The organism is Wolbachia endosymbiont (group A) of Dendrolimus pini, from assembly GCF_964026835.1.
Taxonomy (GTDB): Bacteria; Pseudomonadota; Alphaproteobacteria; order Rickettsiales; family Anaplasmataceae; genus Wolbachia; species Wolbachia pipientis.
The window spans coordinates 1,246,191-1,264,906 of the sequence record NZ_OZ034702.1 but is presented as its reverse complement, the minus strand read 5'-3'; the positions used below and the strand labels follow the sequence as shown (position 1 = coordinate 1,264,906).

Annotated in this window: 16 protein-coding genes, 2 tRNA genes and 1 pseudogene; 5 read left to right on the top strand and 14 right to left on the bottom strand. The window is 33.8% G+C overall.

Annotated elements, in window-relative coordinates; translation table 11 throughout:
• Window positions 1-385: 385 nt before the first annotated feature.
• Together AAGD66_RS06300 and AAGD66_RS06295 are read left to right on the top strand one after the other, a co-directional pair.
• Window positions 386-1,582 (top strand): phosphoglycerate kinase, encoded by a 1,197-nt coding sequence (locus AAGD66_RS06300; RefSeq protein ID WP_264723839.1) that lies wholly within the window; start codon window positions 386-388, stop codon window positions 1,580-1,582.
• Window positions 1,583-1,631: 49 nt separating this feature from the next.
• Complete coding sequence (locus AAGD66_RS06295) at window positions 1,632-1,919, top strand: hypothetical protein (protein ID WP_012673373.1); 288 nt, start codon at window positions 1,632-1,634, stop codon at window positions 1,917-1,919.
• Window positions 1,920-2,251: 332 nt separating this feature from the next.
• Here AAGD66_RS06295 and AAGD66_RS06290 read toward each other — a convergent pair whose 3' ends face one another.
• From AAGD66_RS06290 to AAGD66_RS06280, 3 genes are all read right to left on the bottom strand, one after another.
• Complete coding sequence (locus AAGD66_RS06290) at window positions 2,252-3,157, bottom strand: RluA family pseudouridine synthase (protein ID WP_264724273.1); 906 nt, start codon at window positions 3,155-3,157, stop codon at window positions 2,252-2,254.
• A 71-nt stretch (window positions 3,158-3,228) separates the two neighbouring features.
• Window positions 3,229-4,914, bottom strand: a complete 1,686-nt coding sequence (locus AAGD66_RS06285) for a hypothetical protein (protein WP_265024521.1) — start codon at window positions 4,912-4,914, stop codon at window positions 3,229-3,231.
• 61 nt (window positions 4,915-4,975) lie between these two features.
• Window positions 4,976-7,138, bottom strand: coding sequence for a ComEC/Rec2 family competence protein (locus AAGD66_RS06280; protein WP_265024520.1), 2,163 nt, complete (start codon window positions 7,136-7,138; stop codon window positions 4,976-4,978).
• 62 nt (window positions 7,139-7,200) lie between these two features.
• Here AAGD66_RS06280 and AAGD66_RS06275 point away from each other — a divergent pair.
• A tRNA-Met gene (locus AAGD66_RS06275) sits at window positions 7,201-7,277 on the top strand.
• Between the two features lie 3 nt (window positions 7,278-7,280).
• Here AAGD66_RS06275 and pdxH read toward each other — a convergent pair.
• Both pdxH and mutM read right to left on the bottom strand, forming a co-directional pair.
• A complete protein-coding gene (gene pdxH, locus AAGD66_RS06270) occupies window positions 7,281-7,874 on the bottom strand; it encodes a pyridoxamine 5'-phosphate oxidase (RefSeq protein WP_022626142.1) in 594 nt (197 codons plus the stop codon).
• Window positions 7,875-7,890: 16 nt separating this feature from the next.
• A complete protein-coding gene (mutM, locus tag AAGD66_RS06265; RefSeq protein ID WP_015589411.1) occupies window positions 7,891-8,706 on the bottom strand; it encodes a bifunctional DNA-formamidopyrimidine glycosylase/DNA-(apurinic or apyrimidinic site) lyase in 816 nt (271 codons plus the stop codon).
• A gap of 247 nt (window positions 8,707-8,953) precedes the next feature.
• On the opposite strand from mutM, the gene AAGD66_RS06260 reads away from it, so the two are divergent.
• Window positions 8,954-9,026: transfer RNA gene (locus AAGD66_RS06260), tRNA-Thr, on the top strand.
• Window positions 9,027-9,079: 53 nt separating this feature from the next.
• Here the strand turns inward: AAGD66_RS06260 and AAGD66_RS06255 are convergent.
• The 3 genes from AAGD66_RS06255 to AAGD66_RS06245 form a co-directional block, all read right to left on the bottom strand.
• The gene (locus tag AAGD66_RS06255) at window positions 9,080-10,606 is read right to left on the bottom strand and encodes an acyl-CoA carboxylase subunit beta (RefSeq protein ID WP_015589410.1); all 1,527 of its coding nucleotides are present in this window, start codon (window positions 10,604-10,606) and stop codon (window positions 9,080-9,082) included.
• A 107-nt stretch (window positions 10,607-10,713) separates the two neighbouring features.
• Window positions 10,714-11,016 carry a hypothetical protein gene (locus tag AAGD66_RS06250; RefSeq protein ID WP_231115838.1) on the bottom strand — a complete coding sequence of 101 codons (303 nt, stop codon included), beginning with the start codon at window positions 11,014-11,016 and terminating at the stop codon, window positions 10,714-10,716.
• Window positions 11,017-11,040: 24 nt separating this feature from the next.
• Window positions 11,041-11,334, bottom strand: coding sequence for a hypothetical protein (locus tag AAGD66_RS06245; RefSeq protein ID WP_264723843.1), 294 nt, complete (start codon window positions 11,332-11,334; stop codon window positions 11,041-11,043).
• Window positions 11,335-11,718: 384 nt separating this feature from the next.
• On the opposite strand from AAGD66_RS06245, the pseudogene AAGD66_RS06240 reads away from it, so the two are divergent.
• Window positions 11,719-12,862, top strand: a pseudogene (locus AAGD66_RS06240) (transposase).
• A gap of 189 nt (window positions 12,863-13,051) precedes the next feature.
• On the opposite strand, the gene AAGD66_RS06235 reads toward AAGD66_RS06240, so the two are convergent.
• The 6 genes from AAGD66_RS06235 to AAGD66_RS06210 form a co-directional block, all read right to left on the bottom strand.
• Window positions 13,052-14,302, bottom strand: a complete 1,251-nt coding sequence (locus AAGD66_RS06235; protein ID WP_015589409.1) for a citrate synthase — start codon at window positions 14,300-14,302, stop codon at window positions 13,052-13,054.
• Between the two features lie 80 nt (window positions 14,303-14,382).
• A complete protein-coding gene (gene rpsT, locus AAGD66_RS06230; protein WP_012673338.1) occupies window positions 14,383-14,652 on the bottom strand; it encodes a 30S ribosomal protein S20 in 270 nt (89 codons plus the stop codon).
• Between the two features lie 51 nt (window positions 14,653-14,703).
• Window positions 14,704-15,240, bottom strand: a complete 537-nt coding sequence (locus tag AAGD66_RS06225; RefSeq protein WP_227738645.1) for a lysophospholipid acyltransferase family protein — start codon at window positions 15,238-15,240, stop codon at window positions 14,704-14,706.
• 244 nt (window positions 15,241-15,484) lie between these two features.
• Entirely contained in the window at window positions 15,485-16,471 is a 987-nt protein-coding gene (locus AAGD66_RS06220) for a tyrosine recombinase (protein ID WP_151808093.1), read from the bottom strand.
• 365 nt (window positions 16,472-16,836) lie between these two features.
• Window positions 16,837-17,472: a DnaA ATPase domain-containing protein gene (locus AAGD66_RS06215; protein ID WP_006280257.1), complete on the bottom strand. Its 636-nt coding sequence runs from the start codon at window positions 17,470-17,472 to the stop codon at window positions 16,837-16,839.
• 129 nt (window positions 17,473-17,601) lie between these two features.
• Entirely contained in the window at window positions 17,602-18,666 is a 1,065-nt protein-coding gene (locus tag AAGD66_RS06210) for an AI-2E family transporter (RefSeq protein WP_151808091.1), read from the bottom strand.
• Window positions 18,667-18,716: the final 50 nt, after the last annotated feature.

Genomic DNA, 18,716 nt, shown 5'->3' with positions numbered 1-18,716 from the left:
CCAGGAATTTTATTAAGTTGGTGAGCATAAAAATAGCTGTTTTACGTTAAAATACAATGTTTTGATGATTATGGAAAGGCTGGATTCCAGTGTCAAGCACTGGAATGACACCATAGGGGCACTGCCATCATAAAGGAACCAGTGTCAGCTACTTAAATGACATCATAGGGGTGCTGGGATGACACCCTGACAATCGTCATCCCGCTACGTGTTAGCGGGATCTAGAGATACCGCGAATGAATCGCGGTATGACGGTTCGTGGTGGCATGACGATAAAGTTCCAGTGTCAAGCGTTTGGCATGCAAATTTCCTTAAACGTTCGTAAGCTTAAAACTTTACTTTAGATCAAACTGCTGTATAGTGACTTTATAGCTTCAATTTTGTAATGAACATACCTAGTATAGAAAATTGTGATCTTCACAATAAAGCCGTCTTACTTAGAGTTGACTTCAATGTTCCTATAAAAGATGGAGAAATTCGTGATGTCACTCGTATTTTGAGAGCATTGCCTACTATTCAGTATTTAGTGAATGCGAGTGCAAAGATTATTATTATATCACATTTTGGACGCCCAAAGGCCAGAGACAATAATCTGTCGCTAAAAAATGTAATTGACACTTTATCGCAGTTACTAAATAAAAAAGTGAAATTCATTGACGATTGCGTTGGTGAAAAAGTACAAAGAGCAGTAAGTGTTATGGATGCAGGAGATATAATATTACTAGAGAATCTAAGATTTTATAAAGAGGAAGAGCAAAGTGACTCAAATTTTGCCAAACAACTAGCATCTCTAGCGGATATATATGTAAATGATGCATTTTCTTGCTCTCACAGAGCTCACGCTTCTATTTCACGCATTACAGAATTTTTACCCTCTTATGCAGGGTTTTGCTTGCAAGATGAGCTAAAGTATCTTGAAAAAGCTGTATCGTTTAAAGCTAAACCTATTACTGCGATAGTTGGGGGAGCTAAAATATCAACTAAGATAAAAATGCTTATAAAGCTAACAGAAAAGGTTGATTACCTAGTTCTAGGTGGTGCAATAGCCAATAATTTTTTGTCATTTAGCAAAGTAAATATAGGGAAATCTTTCTTTCAAAATGGTGTTGACGACCTTCTGCATAATATTCTTGAAACAGCAAATAAAAACAATTGCAAAATAGTTGTGCCAGAAGACGTTCTGGTTGCAGTAAACTCTGATTACAGCACTAGTATTTCAAGAAAAACTGAGTCCATTTTGGACGGTGATATAATTTTGGATATCGGATCACAAACTTTGAGTACAATAAGCAGTATAATAGCAAGCAGTAAGACTCTGCTGTGGAATGGACCTATTGGTGTTTTTGAACATTCAGCTTTTGCAAGCGGTACAATAGGGGTAATGAAAATCGTAAGTGACTTAACGCACAAAGGAAAGTTAACCAGCATAATAGGGGGAGGCGATAGTCTATCTGCAATAAGCGCTGCAGGCCTTACCGATAAGGATTTTACATATGTTTCCACTGGTGGAGGAGCATTTTTAGATTGGTTAAGTGGCGATGAAATGCCGGGAGTTGCTGCTCTGCAAAAACGATTAGATTAAAACTTTTTTAAATTATTTCTTATAGGCTAGCTTTTTTGTGAACGTGATTATGTCGAAGACAGTTAAACTAATTTTGTGTTTAATAATACCAATAATAGGATTTATTTTTTATATTAAGGATCATTATTTTCACACCGGCTATGTAGAAGAAAATGTTGAAGTCAATTTTGAACCATTTTTCAGTTCACAACCAGCCACCGTTTCAGAATTAACTGACTTCGATAGAGGAGTGTTGAAAGTTTGTGGAGATTGGGGAGCACATCCAGATAAAGAAGATTTCAAAATTTTACTTAGTTGTCCGCAGCATCAAGAAGTAGTGAAAGGAATATATAAGTGATTACGCCAGATGCGGATTTGGAGTTACTTAAAGATGAACTGGCTAACATTTGGTTTACAAATAGTGGAAGTGAAAAAGAAACTATAGGAACAAATGGGTGTCATGCAAGTAGCTGACACTGGCATCCAGTTCTTTCGCGCAGTTCCATCAAAAACGTTGTAAAGCGCTTTCGTGTTTACCAACTTAGTGCCCAATCTGGATCCCAGACTGGGATGACAAGAAAGGAAGCACTGGGATGACACCATCATAAAGTGAACCAGTGTCAGCTACTTGCATGACACCCATTTGTTGTAAACTCACTTTTTCTTGATTTTTTGGTTTATCTTATCTACCTACTTTGCTACTCTGCTGAACGGATACCCTTTCTTAGGTATATTTTCAAACTCACCAATTAAAGTTTTTATATCTTGCGGTAAATCAGAGACAAATTCCATGTATTCCTTACTTTTTGGGTGGTATAAGCCCAGTGTATAAGCATGTAGTGCTTGTCTATTGAAATTACGAATGAAACTAGAGTTTTTAGCATATTTTGTGCTTTTACTACTATTTTTTCCATAAACTTGATCACCAACTATGGAATGTCCTATGTGGCTCATGTGGACTCGAATTTGGTGTGTTCTGCCTGTCTCTAAAGTGCATTTAACGAGGCTTACTTGTCCTATAACTTTTTGCACTAAATAGTGAGTGATTGCTAATTTGCCTGTGATTTTTGTTACACACATCATTTCTTTATTACCGCGTTTGGGAGCAATGTTAGTTTTTATCGTGCCTTGCTGAGAAGATAATGTTCCCCAAACTACTGCTAAGTATTCCCGCTTTATTTTGCGATTCGATAACAATTCAGACAAAAAACTATGGGCTGCTTCATTTTTTGCAATTACCATTAGCCCACTAGTATCTTTATCGAGTCTATGAACAATTCCTGGTCTTACATCAAGGTGAGCGATAACTGCGTTCAAAAGCGTATCATTGTTTGTCCCAGCACCTGGGTGCACTGTTAATCCACTTTGTTTACTCAGAACTATAATGTCCTCATCTTCATAGACGATATCAAGTTTTATGTCATAATTAGGCTCAATTGATGTGGATATGTCAGGTTGAACGAGATGCACCACATACTCTTCATCTGGTTTTACTATGTAGTCATTATTAATTATCGGTGTGCCAAGTAATTTCACCTGCTCATTTTGTATCAATCTTTGCGCTTTGCTGCATGATATGTTGCATTTTTCAGCTATATAGGTGTCTAACCTTAATTTCTCTTTATCATTATTAACACTTAAGGTTACTTCTAAGTGGTCTATAACAACTACCCCGCGCGAGCTACTGCAAATGCTGCTTGAATATTTTGATCTACAAAATCAACTTTTGTACTAGGAAGATCACCTTGTTTTTTAATATGGCAAATTGTTTGAGAGCCATCTTTCCAGTGAATTATTATTTTGTTATCAAAATCCCGTAATGTTGCCTCAACCTTTTTTTCTTTATTATCTTTTTCTTCCAGCTTAATAGATTCTAATAAATAATATAGAAAGTCACTTGGTTTGCCGTTGATTTTTTCTTTCCATTCATCTGTTTTTTCTTGTTCAGATTTTTTTTGCTCTAACTTTTCCTTCTTTTGCTGCAGCTTATTTTGTTCTGCTTCCAGCTCTAACTTTCTAACTGTGTCACGTAGTTCTTTGACTTTATTTTCTAATACTAATAATTTATTAGTATTATTTCCATTGTTAGCTTCTAAATCAGGCGTACTTGGTTGAGCTTGCTTCTTTTTTATTTCTTCTAATTCATTCCTTACTACGTTTAATTGCTCCTTCAATTCCGTTTTTTCCTCTTCTGTATCCTCTTTTAACTTTTTTAGCATGATAAGGAACTCGTTATCATTAGACTGCGTAGTTGATCGAAGCCAGCCTACAAGGCGGCTTGGTTCAAATCGTTCAATTTTATCTTCAGCAATTTTAATAGCATTCTCTAACCTAGAAAAAGTACCTTCAATATCTAGTGAATGTGCTTTTTTTGTCAATTCTTTAGTGTTATTTAAAACTTCTGAAATTTCTGCATGTAGCCAATCTAAATCTTTTTTGATGTCTTCTCTGATTTTTTTTAGGTGATCAAGCGTTTCTTTAATGTTAATATTTGCAGGCTTTAAAAGACTATTATCAAGTAAATCGCAAGCTTTTTTAAGGTTACTGTCAAATGAGTTGCAAAGCGGACTAAGTAGTTTTTTCATTAGAGATATTAGTTCATTTTCCCTTTTACCAAGCTTATTTTCTACTACTGATACAACCATGCCCTTTCCAGACCAGTATGGAAATAGAAGACCTAAAGAACTGTGTTTTCTAATAGTATGATTTTCATGATCCACGCTATTACTTATTAGATTGCTAAGTGTTGATATGATGCATAAAAGAATAGCGACTAATAAAGCTATTAATATTATTGGAGCATTAATGGATTGTGATATTGCTGAAACTACTATAATAGTACCAAATACATATGATCCAGTAAACAAGAGAATCCTATTTCTATTTTCTGCTTCTATATCTTCTAGTATTTCTCTCTGCGTCTTAGAAATTGGTAAAACTATTGAAAGCTTTTCCCCCTTTTTATCTAAATTTGTTACAATTTCAATTTTTTTAGCTTCTTGAGCAATCTGGCTGTACTGTTCATCAACTTGATAGTTTCCTATTTTTTTATCTATTTCATTCTCTTTTATTTTTTGTGTATTTATAAAGTTTATAACAGCAGTAAATAAGAGAACTATAAGAGGAATAAAGGCAAGAGGTGCTGGCGTGAACGCAAACCCAGCAATACTTACTGTAACAGGCTGAATAGAAAAGGCAGTAAATGCTATAAGAGTAGCAATGGTACTTGCTATCGATATAGTACCAGAATACTTTCTTATAGAGCTCAAAATTCTACTGGGCTGGTCAGAAAGTTTTCTAAATCCTAAAAAATCAAAATAGTCTTTGAAAGGATCTTGAGTGTCTGTAACCATAACATTTTTCTAGTTTAAACTTATTTAGGTATACGTTAACCAAACCTTAAAATCAAGTTTCTTAATTTTTCAACATGTGCCAAGGCCTATTGGAGCGCACTGTATTAATCTTTACGTAACGATTTGTTAACCAAACAGAATGTGTGCCATACGTTTCTAGATCAGCATGTTTAATAATTTTAGCGTTGCAAGCTGAATAGTCGAATTCACTTAATTGAATTATTAAATCAACTTTATCACAATTTTCTGAAATATCTTCTTTTTTATAAGCAAGTAGCACTGATTTATTATTTCCTTTATTATATATACAATCATAATCTTCACACTGTAGCCTTTTATTTGAATTGTTATATTTTGTATGATTCAAAATTTGGTTCTGTCCGTTTTGCTTTGCCCACGTTTTGATAACAAAATTTCTGCTTTTTCTAGTGAGAGAATATAGTAAGTTATCACTCTCCTTTGCAGCAACATTATCAGCATTTATCAAGATATCAGGAGTTCTATACATAGCACTAGAGAAAATACCCAGCACAATAAAGAAAATTCCGAAGAAGCGCCAATTTCTTTCCCACAAGCACAGCCACAATAACCCAAATGTTATTATAATAATTGATGAGGCAGGAAAAGTACGAATGGGAATAACCAAATACTGAAGACTAGCGATTGCATTTGTTATATACAAAATACTGTCAATTGGGCGCTCTATAAATGGCGCTATAATCCATTCAATACCGAAAGGAATCAACAAAACATAGATTATTCCAAGTGGAATAATAATTAATGTAACTATTGGTATAGCAACTAAATTTGTGATAATGCCACTAATTGAAAAATAATTAAAATTATATATCGTATACGGAACAGTTGCTAAACTTGCTATTACTGAGCTGATCATTATCGACACAAAATATTTCATTATTTTTATTTTGAATAATTTATTAGCATTAATTTGATAACTGGCAACCAGTGCCAAAACAGCAGAAAATGACATCTGAAAGCCTGGCTTTAAAATTGCTTCAGGTTCTATGATAAGTATCACTGCAGCAGCAAACGCAATTGCTATTAACCCTCGATATTTTCTCTCTATCATTATTGCAACGAGTACTAAAATCACCATGATGTAGGCACGCTGAGCAGAAATTTGCATACCGGTAATCAACAAATAAAACGTGGTTGGCAAGATAGTAAGGAATGCAGATATTTTCTTGGTGTTATACTTAAGAGTCAAAGTTTCAGATATTGCGAATAAATTACGAAACACTACAAAAAACAGACCAGCAACGAATGATAAATGCAAACCAGATATGGCAAACAAATGTGCTATACCTGAATCTCGTATCGCGTCCATAGTTTTTTGATCTATGCCATCTTTTTTACCGATCAGTAATGCAGAGATTATATCCGCATGTGGTTTCTTGATATTTTGCTGCAGGTTTTCATAAATGTATTGACGGAAAGATTCTATATATTCTTGAAATTTCCTTGCTTCAGCCTTTTTGTGCAGGGCTATTTTGCTTGTTGCAAAGCCTGTTGCACTTATTTTCTGGTAATATGCTATTCTTGCAAAATCGTATGCATACTCCGAGGGCGCAATCTTTAGAGGGAAGAGTTTTGCTGATAATTTTACTTGATCGCCTATTTTAATGCCTTTTTCCACTTTGGTTCTAACTGATATTCTGATGTTATCTAGAGCTCTATCCGGTGTCATTCCAGCGCGTGACGCTGGAATCCATATCTTTTTTTTCTGGATCCCAGTATCAAGTACTGGGATGACAAAAGGGGGCGCTGGGATGACAGGAGAGGATTTTGAGATAGTAGGGGATTTTTCAACAGAAAGCAGAAATTGTTTATATGAGCCCCTGTCGTTAATATCCTTCACTGTGGCAACGATATCTTTTACATATCTCTCTTTATCAAGAATTTGAGTATCAACTAAAGCTGTTCTTAATTTACTAGCTGTAAATCCTATGAGCACTGCAATTAAAGCGATACACAATATCGCGTACCTTTTATACAATATTGCAATCAAAATTAGTGTGGGTAAAAGCAAAAGAAAAATAGATATGCAGCTTGGTTCAAAACTTAGGGAAAAATAGGTTAGAATTCCTACACACTGAAAAACAGGAAACCACAGTATCAAGTTATATTGTTCATTGCGCAGATTGTTACGTATATAACTAACTATTATGTCAAGAAAAGTTAATAAGTGTGTCGATATTTGCATGTGGTGAAATTTTATTTTTCTTTTTTCATTATTTGTATATATAATAACTAAATAAGCAACGACGCGGGATGGAGCAGCTCGGTAGCTCGTCAGGCTCATAACCTGAAGGTCGTAGGTTCAAATCCTACTCCCGCAACCATTTTTAAGGATATAGTTGTTCCACTTTCCAATCGCTTCCCTCAACAAGAGTGTATCTAAATCTAATATGCTTCCTATATTCACCTTCTTGCCAAAATTCAATTACTTTTGGGATTACGCAAAATCCCACCCAAAAATCAGGACGAGAAACTTGTGTATTGTGAAATTCTTTTTCCTTCAATTTTATAGCTTGCTCAAAATCTTGCCAATCTTTCAGAATGCTCGATTGTTTTGAGCACCATGCGCTAATTTGACTACCCAGCGCTCGAGAAGAGAAGTATTTGTCAGTTCTTTCATCGTTTAGAAGTTTAACCTCTCCTTCAATTCGCACTTGCCTAGCAAATTCTATCCAATGAAACACTAACGCAGCTTTGGGGTTCTCAGTCAATTCTTTCCCTTTTTTACTGTTTACGTTAGTGAAAAACACAAAACCTTCTTTGCTATATTCCTTTAGTAATACCACTCTTGCAGATGGAATACAGTCTTTGCTACAAGTTGCTAGCGTCATTGCAGTTGGTTGTTCACACGGAGAATTAAGTACTGCTTTGTACCACTTTGAAAACAAATCAAATGGATCTTTTTCAAGTGAAAATATCATATCAAAAAATAAAATCTTAATTCTGGCACGCGTTGCAAAAATAAGTGCTACGGCCATTTTGTCGTATAAGTGTTATGATATTATTGCAAATCTTGCAAGGTTTTTGAACTTTACCATATACGTAAAAGTTATTTTGAAAGTATCCAGCAGATCCAGATGGCTGTGCATAATCTTTCAGTGTTGAACCGCCTGCAGCAATTGCATCACTCAGAGTATTTTTTATTTCAGCAGCAAGTTTTTCGCACTCTCTATAGGTCAAGTTTTTTGCTGACCTGAGTGGTGATATACAGGCTCTAAACAAGCTCTCAGAAGCATATATGTTGCCTACGCCAACTATTGATTTATTGTCCATTAACGCTGATTTGATATTCACTTTTTTGTTTTTCAGCAACTCCTGTAAATAGTCTCCACTGAATTCATCCGTGAGGGGCTCTATTCCAAAATCGCTAAAAAAATCCGTTTCTTGTTCTTTATTTAAAACGATAACTAATCCAAATCTTCTTGGGTCATTAAAAATTATTGAAGTATTGTCAGAAAATAAAAATACCACGTGATCATGCTTATTCCGCATTTGATCGTGGTCAGCATATATAAGCTTTCCGCTCATGCCAAGATGTATGATTACAGCCACACTACCATCTGTATTCCAGATGGTATACTTACCTCTACGCTTGATGTTGCGTATGACTTTGCCCTTTAGCATATCATCAATATTTTTTGTTATTGGGGCACGTAAATTCCAATTATTCACTATAACATTACTGATTTGCTTGTTTTTAATTTTATCAAGCAAAAAATTAGAGATTACTTCCACTTCCGGTAGTTCTGGCATGATACCTCCTTCAAAACTTAAGTTTCTGATGGTAATTTTGTCGTTCTCAAATACATTCGAGTATTCTGCGGTGCTTTCTCCTAAAAATTCCTCACCACAAACGAGTTTTGAAAGGGTTCTCTGTCTACTCTGTTGCTGCTTTTTTCTTTTCAAAATATTTTGCTTTAAAGCTTTCGCTAATCTTTTTTTCTCCTCTTCTTTTTCCTTATTCTTTTTTGTGTTATTCATTATCATAATATATAAACTTGCCGTTGTAGCTCAGGTGGTAGAGTACGTCATTGGTAATGACGAGGTCCCAAGTTCGAGTCTTGGTAACGGCACACTGATTATACTTATAATATTGCATAACTTGTAAGCAAGGCTTAGAAGAAAGTTACAGAGGTAAGTTGTCATGCTTTTTCCATATCCTTTCTACCTTCTTGTTTTTGAGTAGCTCTAATGCTTTACAAAAGTGATACCTTGTTTTACTTGGCACTATAATGTCATCAATGTATCCATATGATGCAGCAAAAAATGGGTTAGCAAATTTTTCTTTATATTCTTTAATTAACGTTTGCTGATCTTTTTCGTGTCGAAATATAATCTCAACTGCACTTTCAGGGCCCATCACAGCTATTTCAGCAGTTGGCCAGGCATAATTTATATCACCTTTTAGATGTTTCGAATTCATAACAATGTATGCACCACCATACGCTTTTCTAGTGATAAGGCTAATTTTCGGCACGGTCGCTTCAGCGTAAGCGTAAAGCAGTTTCGCTCCGTGTTGTATTATATTATTGTATTCTTGATTTGTACCCGGCAAAAATCCTGGAACATCAATAAGTGTGATGATCGGAATGTTAAATGCGTCACAAAACCTTACAAACCTCGCAGCTTTTCTTGAAGAATCAATATCCAAACATCCTGCAAGGTGCATAGGTTGATTTGCAACAATACCGACAGTATTTCCTCCAATTCTACCAAAACCAGTTATGATATTACGAGCAAAATCAGGTTTCAGTTCAAAGAAATTCCTTTCATCACAAACTTTTTCAATGAGTTCATACATATCATAAGGAGTATTAGGATTGGTAGGAATTAGAGTGTTTAAGGATTCATCAATGTCGTCAACATCATTACAGATTGGTGCAGATTTTGGTGATTCTTGATTATTTGCTGGTAAGAAAGTAAAGAATTCACGCATTTTTAGCAGCATTTCAACATCATTATTGAATGCAAAATCCGCTACTCCTGTTTTGCTTGTATGAATTTTTGCTCCACCGAGGTCTTCGAAACTTACATCTTCGTAGGTAACCTTTTTTACTACATCTGGCCCGGTTATAAACATATATGAACTGTTTTTCACCATGAAAGTAAAGTCAGTTAATGCTGGGGAATAAACTGCACCTCCTGCACATGGGCCCATAATTAAAGAAATTTGTGGTATAACACCCGATGCATTTACGTTTCTTTGAAAAATTTCTCCATAACCAGCAAGAGAATTTACTCCTTCCTGAATTCTGGCTCCACCAGAATCATTTAGTCCGATAATTGGAACTCTGGCATTAATTGCCATATCCATAATTTTGCATATTTTTTTTGCATGTGACGCACCAAGTGAACCACCAAAGACAGTAAAATCCTGAGAATAAACAAAAACTTTTCTGCCATAAATAGTACCATGACCAATCACTACCCCATCACCTAAAAAATTAGCATTTTGCATGCCAAAATCATTTGCATGATGTTTTACGAATTTATCGTATTCTGCAAAAGAACTTTCATCGAGCAATATACTGAGCCTTTCTCTAGCAGTTAATTTCCCTTTTTCATGTTGTTTGGTAATCCTGTCAGAACCGCCTCCTTTTTCAGCTTCTAGTGCTTTGGTTTTTAGATTTTCTAGTATTTTAAAGTCTTGCATACAATAAAGTAGTTTTCAAATTAGTTGTAGACTTTATTAAGTTTACAAACCCTACTAACTATACACATACACTATTGCTATATGCAACAATGTATGTATGATAATTGTTAATGCTCTGGTGATTCATGGTCACTACTTTGAAAATGTTGCGATGTGTCAACACTTTTCATATTAGAAAGAGGTGGACTAACTGCACTGCTTTTTGTTTGTGCAAAACTTTTAGCAGCTTCAACAACCTTGCTTATACGAGGTTCTTTTTCTAGCTCTTTTAGGTACTTTGAGAAGATTTCACAACTTTTGTCATCCATATGTACCATTATTTTACCAAAACTTTCAGCTTTTTCAGAAGATAAAATCATTTCGATCTTTTCATCGCCTACCCTAAAGGTCATTTTTACTTTGCCTTGCATATCATGATATTGCCAGCTTTTTATTCAGATTAGATTATCTCCTTCTCCTATTCGCAATGCACCATATTCTAAGTCCTTAAATTCCGGGGAGTTCATAAATTTTGCAGGAGTGATCACACTTTTTTCTGGACACTGTACATAATAAAATTTATTATCTCTTTCTACTACAATTTCTTTTTTTTTGTCATTTTCAATACTATCACTTACAATTTGTTTTAGACGTGACAAATATTCGCCGCGTTCTTTCAGTATATCTTCTGGCAATAATCTCCGAACTTCTTGGCTCACATCAGTGCCTGTTGAAACTAGATTAAACATTTCTAACATAAGAGGCCGTAGTTTTTCTTTTCCAGTCTCAGTAACATTTTTATCTTGCTCCATGAGGTGGTATAAGATCAGTATCGAATAATCTATTATTGATGACTTTTTTCTCCTTGGAATACATCAACACTAAACATGACCTTGTGCTTTTTTGCATCGTCTATAGATTTTTGAAGTCTCTTTGCTATGTTTTCGATAGCTTCATCATTAGGTAAGTGTTCAGGCAATGGCATCAACTTAAGGAAAAATATCAGCGATAGTGTATAAAATTTCTCTCTAAATTTTTTATCATTAAATTATCCAAAGAGTGCAAGAAACAGCACTTTTGTTTCTGTTTTATTTCAACAAAGAAGTCTAAAATGTGTCCTTTTTAGGTGAAATATGCAAAAAGGAAAAAACCTTATTCTACAAATTAAAAATATAATATACTCGAAAACTTTTCAGAAAATCCATTGTGTTGAGTTTTACACGAACAAGAAAACTTCCTTTTTCGACAGTATTTTCTATGATTTTAAAGTTAGTTAAAAAAAGTTTGGGAATAGAATGTGAACTTATGGAGCCATTGACATGTACCCTCAAAGCAAGCTTTTTCTAAAGCAAGATATAAGATTTGCCATACAGGCTTTCAAGAATTTAAGCATCCAAACAGCCTATCAGGATGAACCTGAGTTGGAGAGGCTATAGACTTATTGCAGCAGATGGTTCTGGTATGAGATTACCCAGCTCTGGGGAAATTGTATCCGAGTTTGAACCAAATGGAACAACAGGCACCATTGGCAATTTGTTTGTTGATTTGTGTACTTCGCTGATTTGTAGTGCTCGTCTTGCAGCTTGGAATATAGGTGAACAAACGTTGGCGGCAGAGCAATTACCCGAAGTTATCACTCAAATGCGTTTATTAAATCAAGAGAAATTATTATTTATCTATGATCGTCTTCAGTAAAATTCATTCAGCAGCATTATGATTTGGAAGTAGATTTTATTTTTCGCTTGCAAAAAAGAAATTATAGTAAGCTATGGGAACGCTGGCGAATTAGATTTTGATTTTATATTAGAAAATGAAAAGCTAAAAAATAAAATGAAAGGACAGAAAGTAAGAGTTATAGTGCTGACATTAGCCAACTGAGAAACAGAGTTTTTGACCGAGACTTTGGAGCAAAGCTTATGTGTTAAGGTGGCACATAGAGGAGTGCTATAAACGACTCAAAGTAGGAGCAGAGTTAGAGAATTTTTCTGGAGAGGCTGTATTACAAGAATTTTGGGCAAACTTGGTCATGTGCAATATATTATCGCTTCATATGTGTGATGCACAAGGGCCTTGGAACCCAGATCAAATTACTGAGTATCGTTTAAATTTTTCAGTTTTATTTAGTGTAATGAGACAGAAACTCTATCAGGTACTTATTGCGCCAAAAAACTTTCAAGCCCTTTTTAAGTATACGCGCTAAAGTTAAAATCCGACCGGGACAGCCGCAATAAAGTAGATAAGCCTAAACGCCATCATGTCTTTAGGAGAGTTTGCTAATGAAAGTTCTTAAGTTGACGCCATTGGCTAAACGGATACGGAATGACACCATCCTTTTTTCTGGATTCCAGACTGGAATGACACCTCTGGACACTTCCGTTGTAAAGGAACCAGTGTCAGCTACTCGGATGACACCTTTTTTCTACTTAGTTTGGGTTATGCAAGAAGTCTAATGAAGTGAAAATAAATTTATTTACCAAAATAGAGTTGCCTTGGTCTACAGATCTTAGTTTCTTTATCATTTATCATTTCATACCACTGAGTAACCCAACCAGTGGTTCTTGCAAGTGCAAAAATAGGCGTGAACATATTTGAGGGGATATCAATAGCATTCATTATTATACCTGAGTAAAAATCAACATTTGGATATAACTTACGCACGATAAAATATTCATCCTTTAAAGCTATTTCTTCAAGTTTTTTTGCAATTTTAAGCAGTTCATTATTTTGTTCTAGTTTACTTAGAACCTCATGGCAAGCGCCTTTCAATATACGCGCGCGCGGATCATAATTTTTATAAACACGATGTCCAAATCCCATCAATTTAAATGGATCTTTATCATCTTTAGCTTTTTCGATGAATTTATCTATATCTCCACTTTGCTCTATCTCTTTTAGCATATTTATAACTGCCTCATTAGCTCCACCATGTGCTGGTCCCCAAAGTGTAGCAACTCCTGCAGAGAGGCTTGCAAACAGATTAGAACCAGCCGATCCCACCAATCTGACAGCCGCCGTAGAAGCATTCTGTTCATGATCAGCATGGAGAGTAAATATTTTATCCAGAGCTTTTGCAAAAAGGGCGCTTTTATCATTATCAACAGCATCGCCAAATATCATCTTTAAGAAATTTTCACTGTAACTTAATTCATTGTTAGCATTTATGAATTCCTGATTGTTGATATGCCTATAAATCATTGCAATAATTGTGGAAACTTGCGCTATTGCAGAAATTCCAAAATCTAGGTCTTCACCATTGACATTGTTGCCATGCTTTTCATGATAAGATGCTGACAAACTTGCAAAACATGCAACTAAGATTGACATAGGGTGAGCAGTTTTTGGAAATGCTTTAATTACATTTGTAACTTGCTCTGATACTTTGGATGATTCTTGTATTTTGAGAAGAAATTTTTTGTGTTGCTCTGAACTGGGTAATTCACCATAGAGCAATAAATAAATCACAGCAGTAAAATTATTATTCTCTGCCAAATCAGCTATATTATGTCCCCTATATTTAAGAACTCCTTCATCTCCATCAATGAATGTAATTGTAGAAGAGCATGAAGCTGTAGAAACAAACCCTGGATCGTAAGTGAATAATCCTGTCATCTTATATAAATCCTTGATATTTAACACATCAGGACCTGTTGTTCCGCTTAATACAGGTAGCTCGATTTTTAATCCATTACTTAGTTCTAATAGCACTTTTTTATCCATCACTTAAGCTACTTAAATTTTATACAGAATATACAAACTGAGGAGTATATATTAATACAGTTAACTTTACATTAACCGTATTAAGCGGTCATCAATGCTTTTACTTTTGCATTTAAGCGACTTATTTTACGCGCAGCAGTATTCCTATGAATAACACCTTTATTCACACACTTGTGTAAATTAGATTCAGCATTCCGAAATGCCAGAACAACATTTTCTTTGTCGCCAGACTTGATTATATCAACCAATTTTCTAATAGAGGTGCGAGTTTTACTTTTCCGCATCTTATTTATTAAAGTGCGCTTTGCTATTACCTTTATCATTTTTTTAGCACTCTTATGATTTGCCATATATTAATACCTAAAATACTGTACTTTTCTTTTAATTATAAAGTTTTTTTGTTAATTTGCAATATCAGTTTTTCCTATGGTTAATCTACTGCTTCTCTCTTCAATAATTTTTTCTAAACTTTGCAAGAATTCATTTTTGTTTAACCCAGGATATATTGGGGGCAATATTTCTATTACTGCCTTTCCGGGATTCTTTCTCAGAGAAAGTATGCTTTTTGGCCAAAACAAACCAGTGTTTAAAGCAACCGGTAACACAGGAACAGATAATACGCTATATAAAGCAGCAATACCTGGTTGATATTTTATATTTTGGTTTATAGTTGTTCTTGTACCTTCAGGAAATATTATTATGCTTCTATTTTCTTTTATACGCATTTTTGCTAGTTTGATTATATGGCGTATAGAACTGATACCATCTGAACGGTTAATAAAAATCATTTTCAGCGCTATAAGATGCAAACCAATGAATGGAATCCATTTCAATTCACGTTTTAAAATAAAAACCGCTTTTCTAAATAGTAGTATAAAAATAAATGTTTCAAATGGAGATTGGTGTTTAGATGCAATGATAAAAGGTTGCTTAGGGATGTTTTCCATTCCCCTCACTTCATATTTAATGCCACATAATAAACGCAGCATGAATAATACAACTCTCACCGAACAGACGAGGAAAATGGTTATTACACACTCAGAAAAGAAAATTACAGGGAGAGTAATGAAAGTATAGAATACCTCCCATAATATAAGAAAGAAATTAAACAATAAACTTGAAATCACAAACTCACATAAATTTATTTAAATTTAACTTTATTACAAATTAAAAACAATAAATTTAATTATTGATCATCTGAGTAATAGGATGCGAATCAGCTAATTTGTCCTTTAACTTTTCGTTAGCAATATGAGTATATATTTGTGTTGTAGAAAGGTTAGTATGGCCAAGAACTTTCTGTATCAACACAATATTTGCTCCGCTATTTAGTAGATGGGTAGCAAAAGAATGCCTAATCACGTGTGGAGAGATCTTATTTTCATCAATATTGCATTTTCTTGCCAACTCCTTCATTAATTGACCGACCCTCTGCCTTGTAATTGGTTTATTAGGTTTATCACCTGGGAATAGCCAATCGGATTCCTTTTCTTTAGAGATCAGATTATCACGAACTGATAAATAATTTCTAAGGCTCTGCAATGCTTGTTCATTAAAAAGAATTTGCCTCTCTCTACCACTTTTTCCTTTTATTATTATATAGCATTCTTTGTTATTACTGTTTATTAAATGTGACACTTCACATAATTTCATACTAATTAGTTCAGAAACACGCATTCCAGAAGAGTAAAGGATATCTAAAATCGCACATAGCCTTTTACTGCTTATCTCTTTATTCGATTCGCTTGCTGATTTTCTCACTGTGTCCATTAGCAAAAATATTTCTTCGACACTTAAATACTTAGGCAAAGGACGAGAAACTTTTGGATTCTTTAATTCAGCATCATTAGCCGGCGCTGGATTAAAATCTATTATTCCGTCATTAAATAGACACTTGTAAAAATTTTTCATAGCGGATATTTTTCTTGATATAGAGCTACTTTTATATTTTTTTTGTGTACATAAAGATTTCACATAATCTTTAATATTGGTTTTGTTTACACCAACCAAGGTAGTGCCGCTTTCCAATAAAAATTCTTCAAACTGGTGTAAATCCGAACGATAACTTTCCAGAGTATTTTGTGCAGCGGACCTCTCTGAAGCTAAAGCATCTATGTAATATGTTATGTAAAGATTTTCTTTTTTATTTTGCGACTGTTTATTTTTCATTATCAGTTCCTATATTTATTTCTTTGGCTATAATTTGATTAGAAGTGTTCCCTGTGTTTCTTATGAGAAAATATGAGACAAATAAAGCATTTATCAATAGAGTGAACATCACAAACTTTTGCTTTAACCTTTTTCTTAAATTTAATCTTACTCTTATCATAGTTAAATTATAACGTTAAATCTATAAAAAACACCTTATAAAGTGAGCTCTACTATAAATATAGAATACTTCTTAGCTGTATCTATCTATATTTATTATAACATAACATTGATTATAATTCTAACATGGACAGATAGAGATTCCAATTACGTTAGTGTTATGGGTGTTAATAAATTTTTAATATACACCTTTACAAAAGAAGAAATCAAATGGCATCTTTTTTTAATAAAGTGCTAATAAAAGGAACGGTCACATTTGACCCTATAGATTCATTATCTATCTTTTCTATAATTTTATCAATGCTATAGAAAGAACGTTCTATTCTTGCTAAAATATAATTAATCACTTTTAAATCAATTTTTAACTGTTTATCTGAAAATCGTTTTATTAGCATAATTCTTAATAATTCCTCGCTTGCAGGCAAAATTTTTACGCTGATAGTTGATAATATTCGAGAACTTAAATCTCTTAGTTTGAAGTTAAGCTTTTTTGGTGAAATTGAAGAAGTGATTAGCAGCCTCTTGTCGTTTTCTTTCATGTAATTGTAACAATGTAATAACATTGCTTCATCTTTAATGTTTTGTACGTCTTCTAAAATAAAAGCATCGCTATACCTAATCTCGCTTACGAAGTTATTCACATTGATAAAGATTGCATCGTTTATTGATTGCCAAATATGAGCAAGATGAGTTTTACCGGAGCTTTTAGGTCCAAAAAGAATCAGACATTTCCAAGATAAATCATTAACTACCGAATTATATACGTGCTTATTTTCATCTAAGATGATGTAATTTTGCCGGCTATAATCAGCTTGATTGTTGTTAAATAAATTTAATTGCACGTTGAACCTCTTACGTAACCTCTTTCTGGTAGTAATTTTTGCGCAGAAATTTACTTACGCTCCTCAAATGTGTCAGGTATTCTGGGCTCATTTCTCCTCTTACCATAAATTGATTATGCAAAAGGTCTGTTAGCCGTTTTTATAAAGCTCACTTTTAAAATATTTATTGATTGCATATTCTACTGATACATTGAACATTGCTATTATTGGAATAAAAAGTAATATACCTGTAAATCCAAAATATGAAGCGCATATAGTAATTCCCAGAATAATTACAGTTGGATGTATATGAACTTTTTTTCCTATTAATAAAGGAACTAATATATTTGAATCTATTAATTGTCCAACACCAAATAATAGCAAAACAGCAGCACTTTCAAACCATCCACTAAATTGAGTGATAGCGCTCAAAAACCCAATAATGGTATATAATAATGGCCCTACGTAAGGTATGAACGTTAACATTCCTGATAAAATTCCAATAACAATAGAGTGTTCCAATCCGATTATGCTCAGGCTCACAGAGTAAAAGACCATCATGACAATACATACATTTACCTGCCCCTTTAGATAATTAGATATAATGAAATCCACTTTGGAAAAATAATCTGCAATTTTTCCTCTGTAAGGAATAGGGATTAATTTACTAGCTTTTTCTATAATTAAAGGCCAATCACGTAATATATAGAAAAACACTACAGGAGTAATCACCATTAATGATACCGTGTTAAAGCTTGAACTTAACACTTGGATTATAAAGTTACTAGCAATATCAAGAGCATTCATGAAATAAGATACATAGTTGCTGTAATTTTCTGCTAGATTTTTAGATAAATGATCAAATAAGCTATCCTCGATTTTCATATTAAGAAATTCTAATACAGAGGGGATTACTTTAAGCTTTAATGAAGGCACTTTACTCACTAAGAAATTTAATATTGAAGTAATTTGAACATATATAATAGGTAAAACAAATGTTATGACTAGTATAAAAGCTATTAATAAAATAAGTATTATAAAAATTACAGAACATGAACGTGGTATTCTATACTTTTCAAACTTGACTACTAGCGGATTAAACAAATATGCAATAATAATAGATATTAAACATGGAAAAATCATAGGACGCATCAGGAATAACATCCCTATTATAAAAAGCAGTATGAAACAAATAGTTATATGACGTTTTTGCATGTGTTTAGCATAGCTAATTTACTGAAAAATATGCAATTTATTTTTCCTAT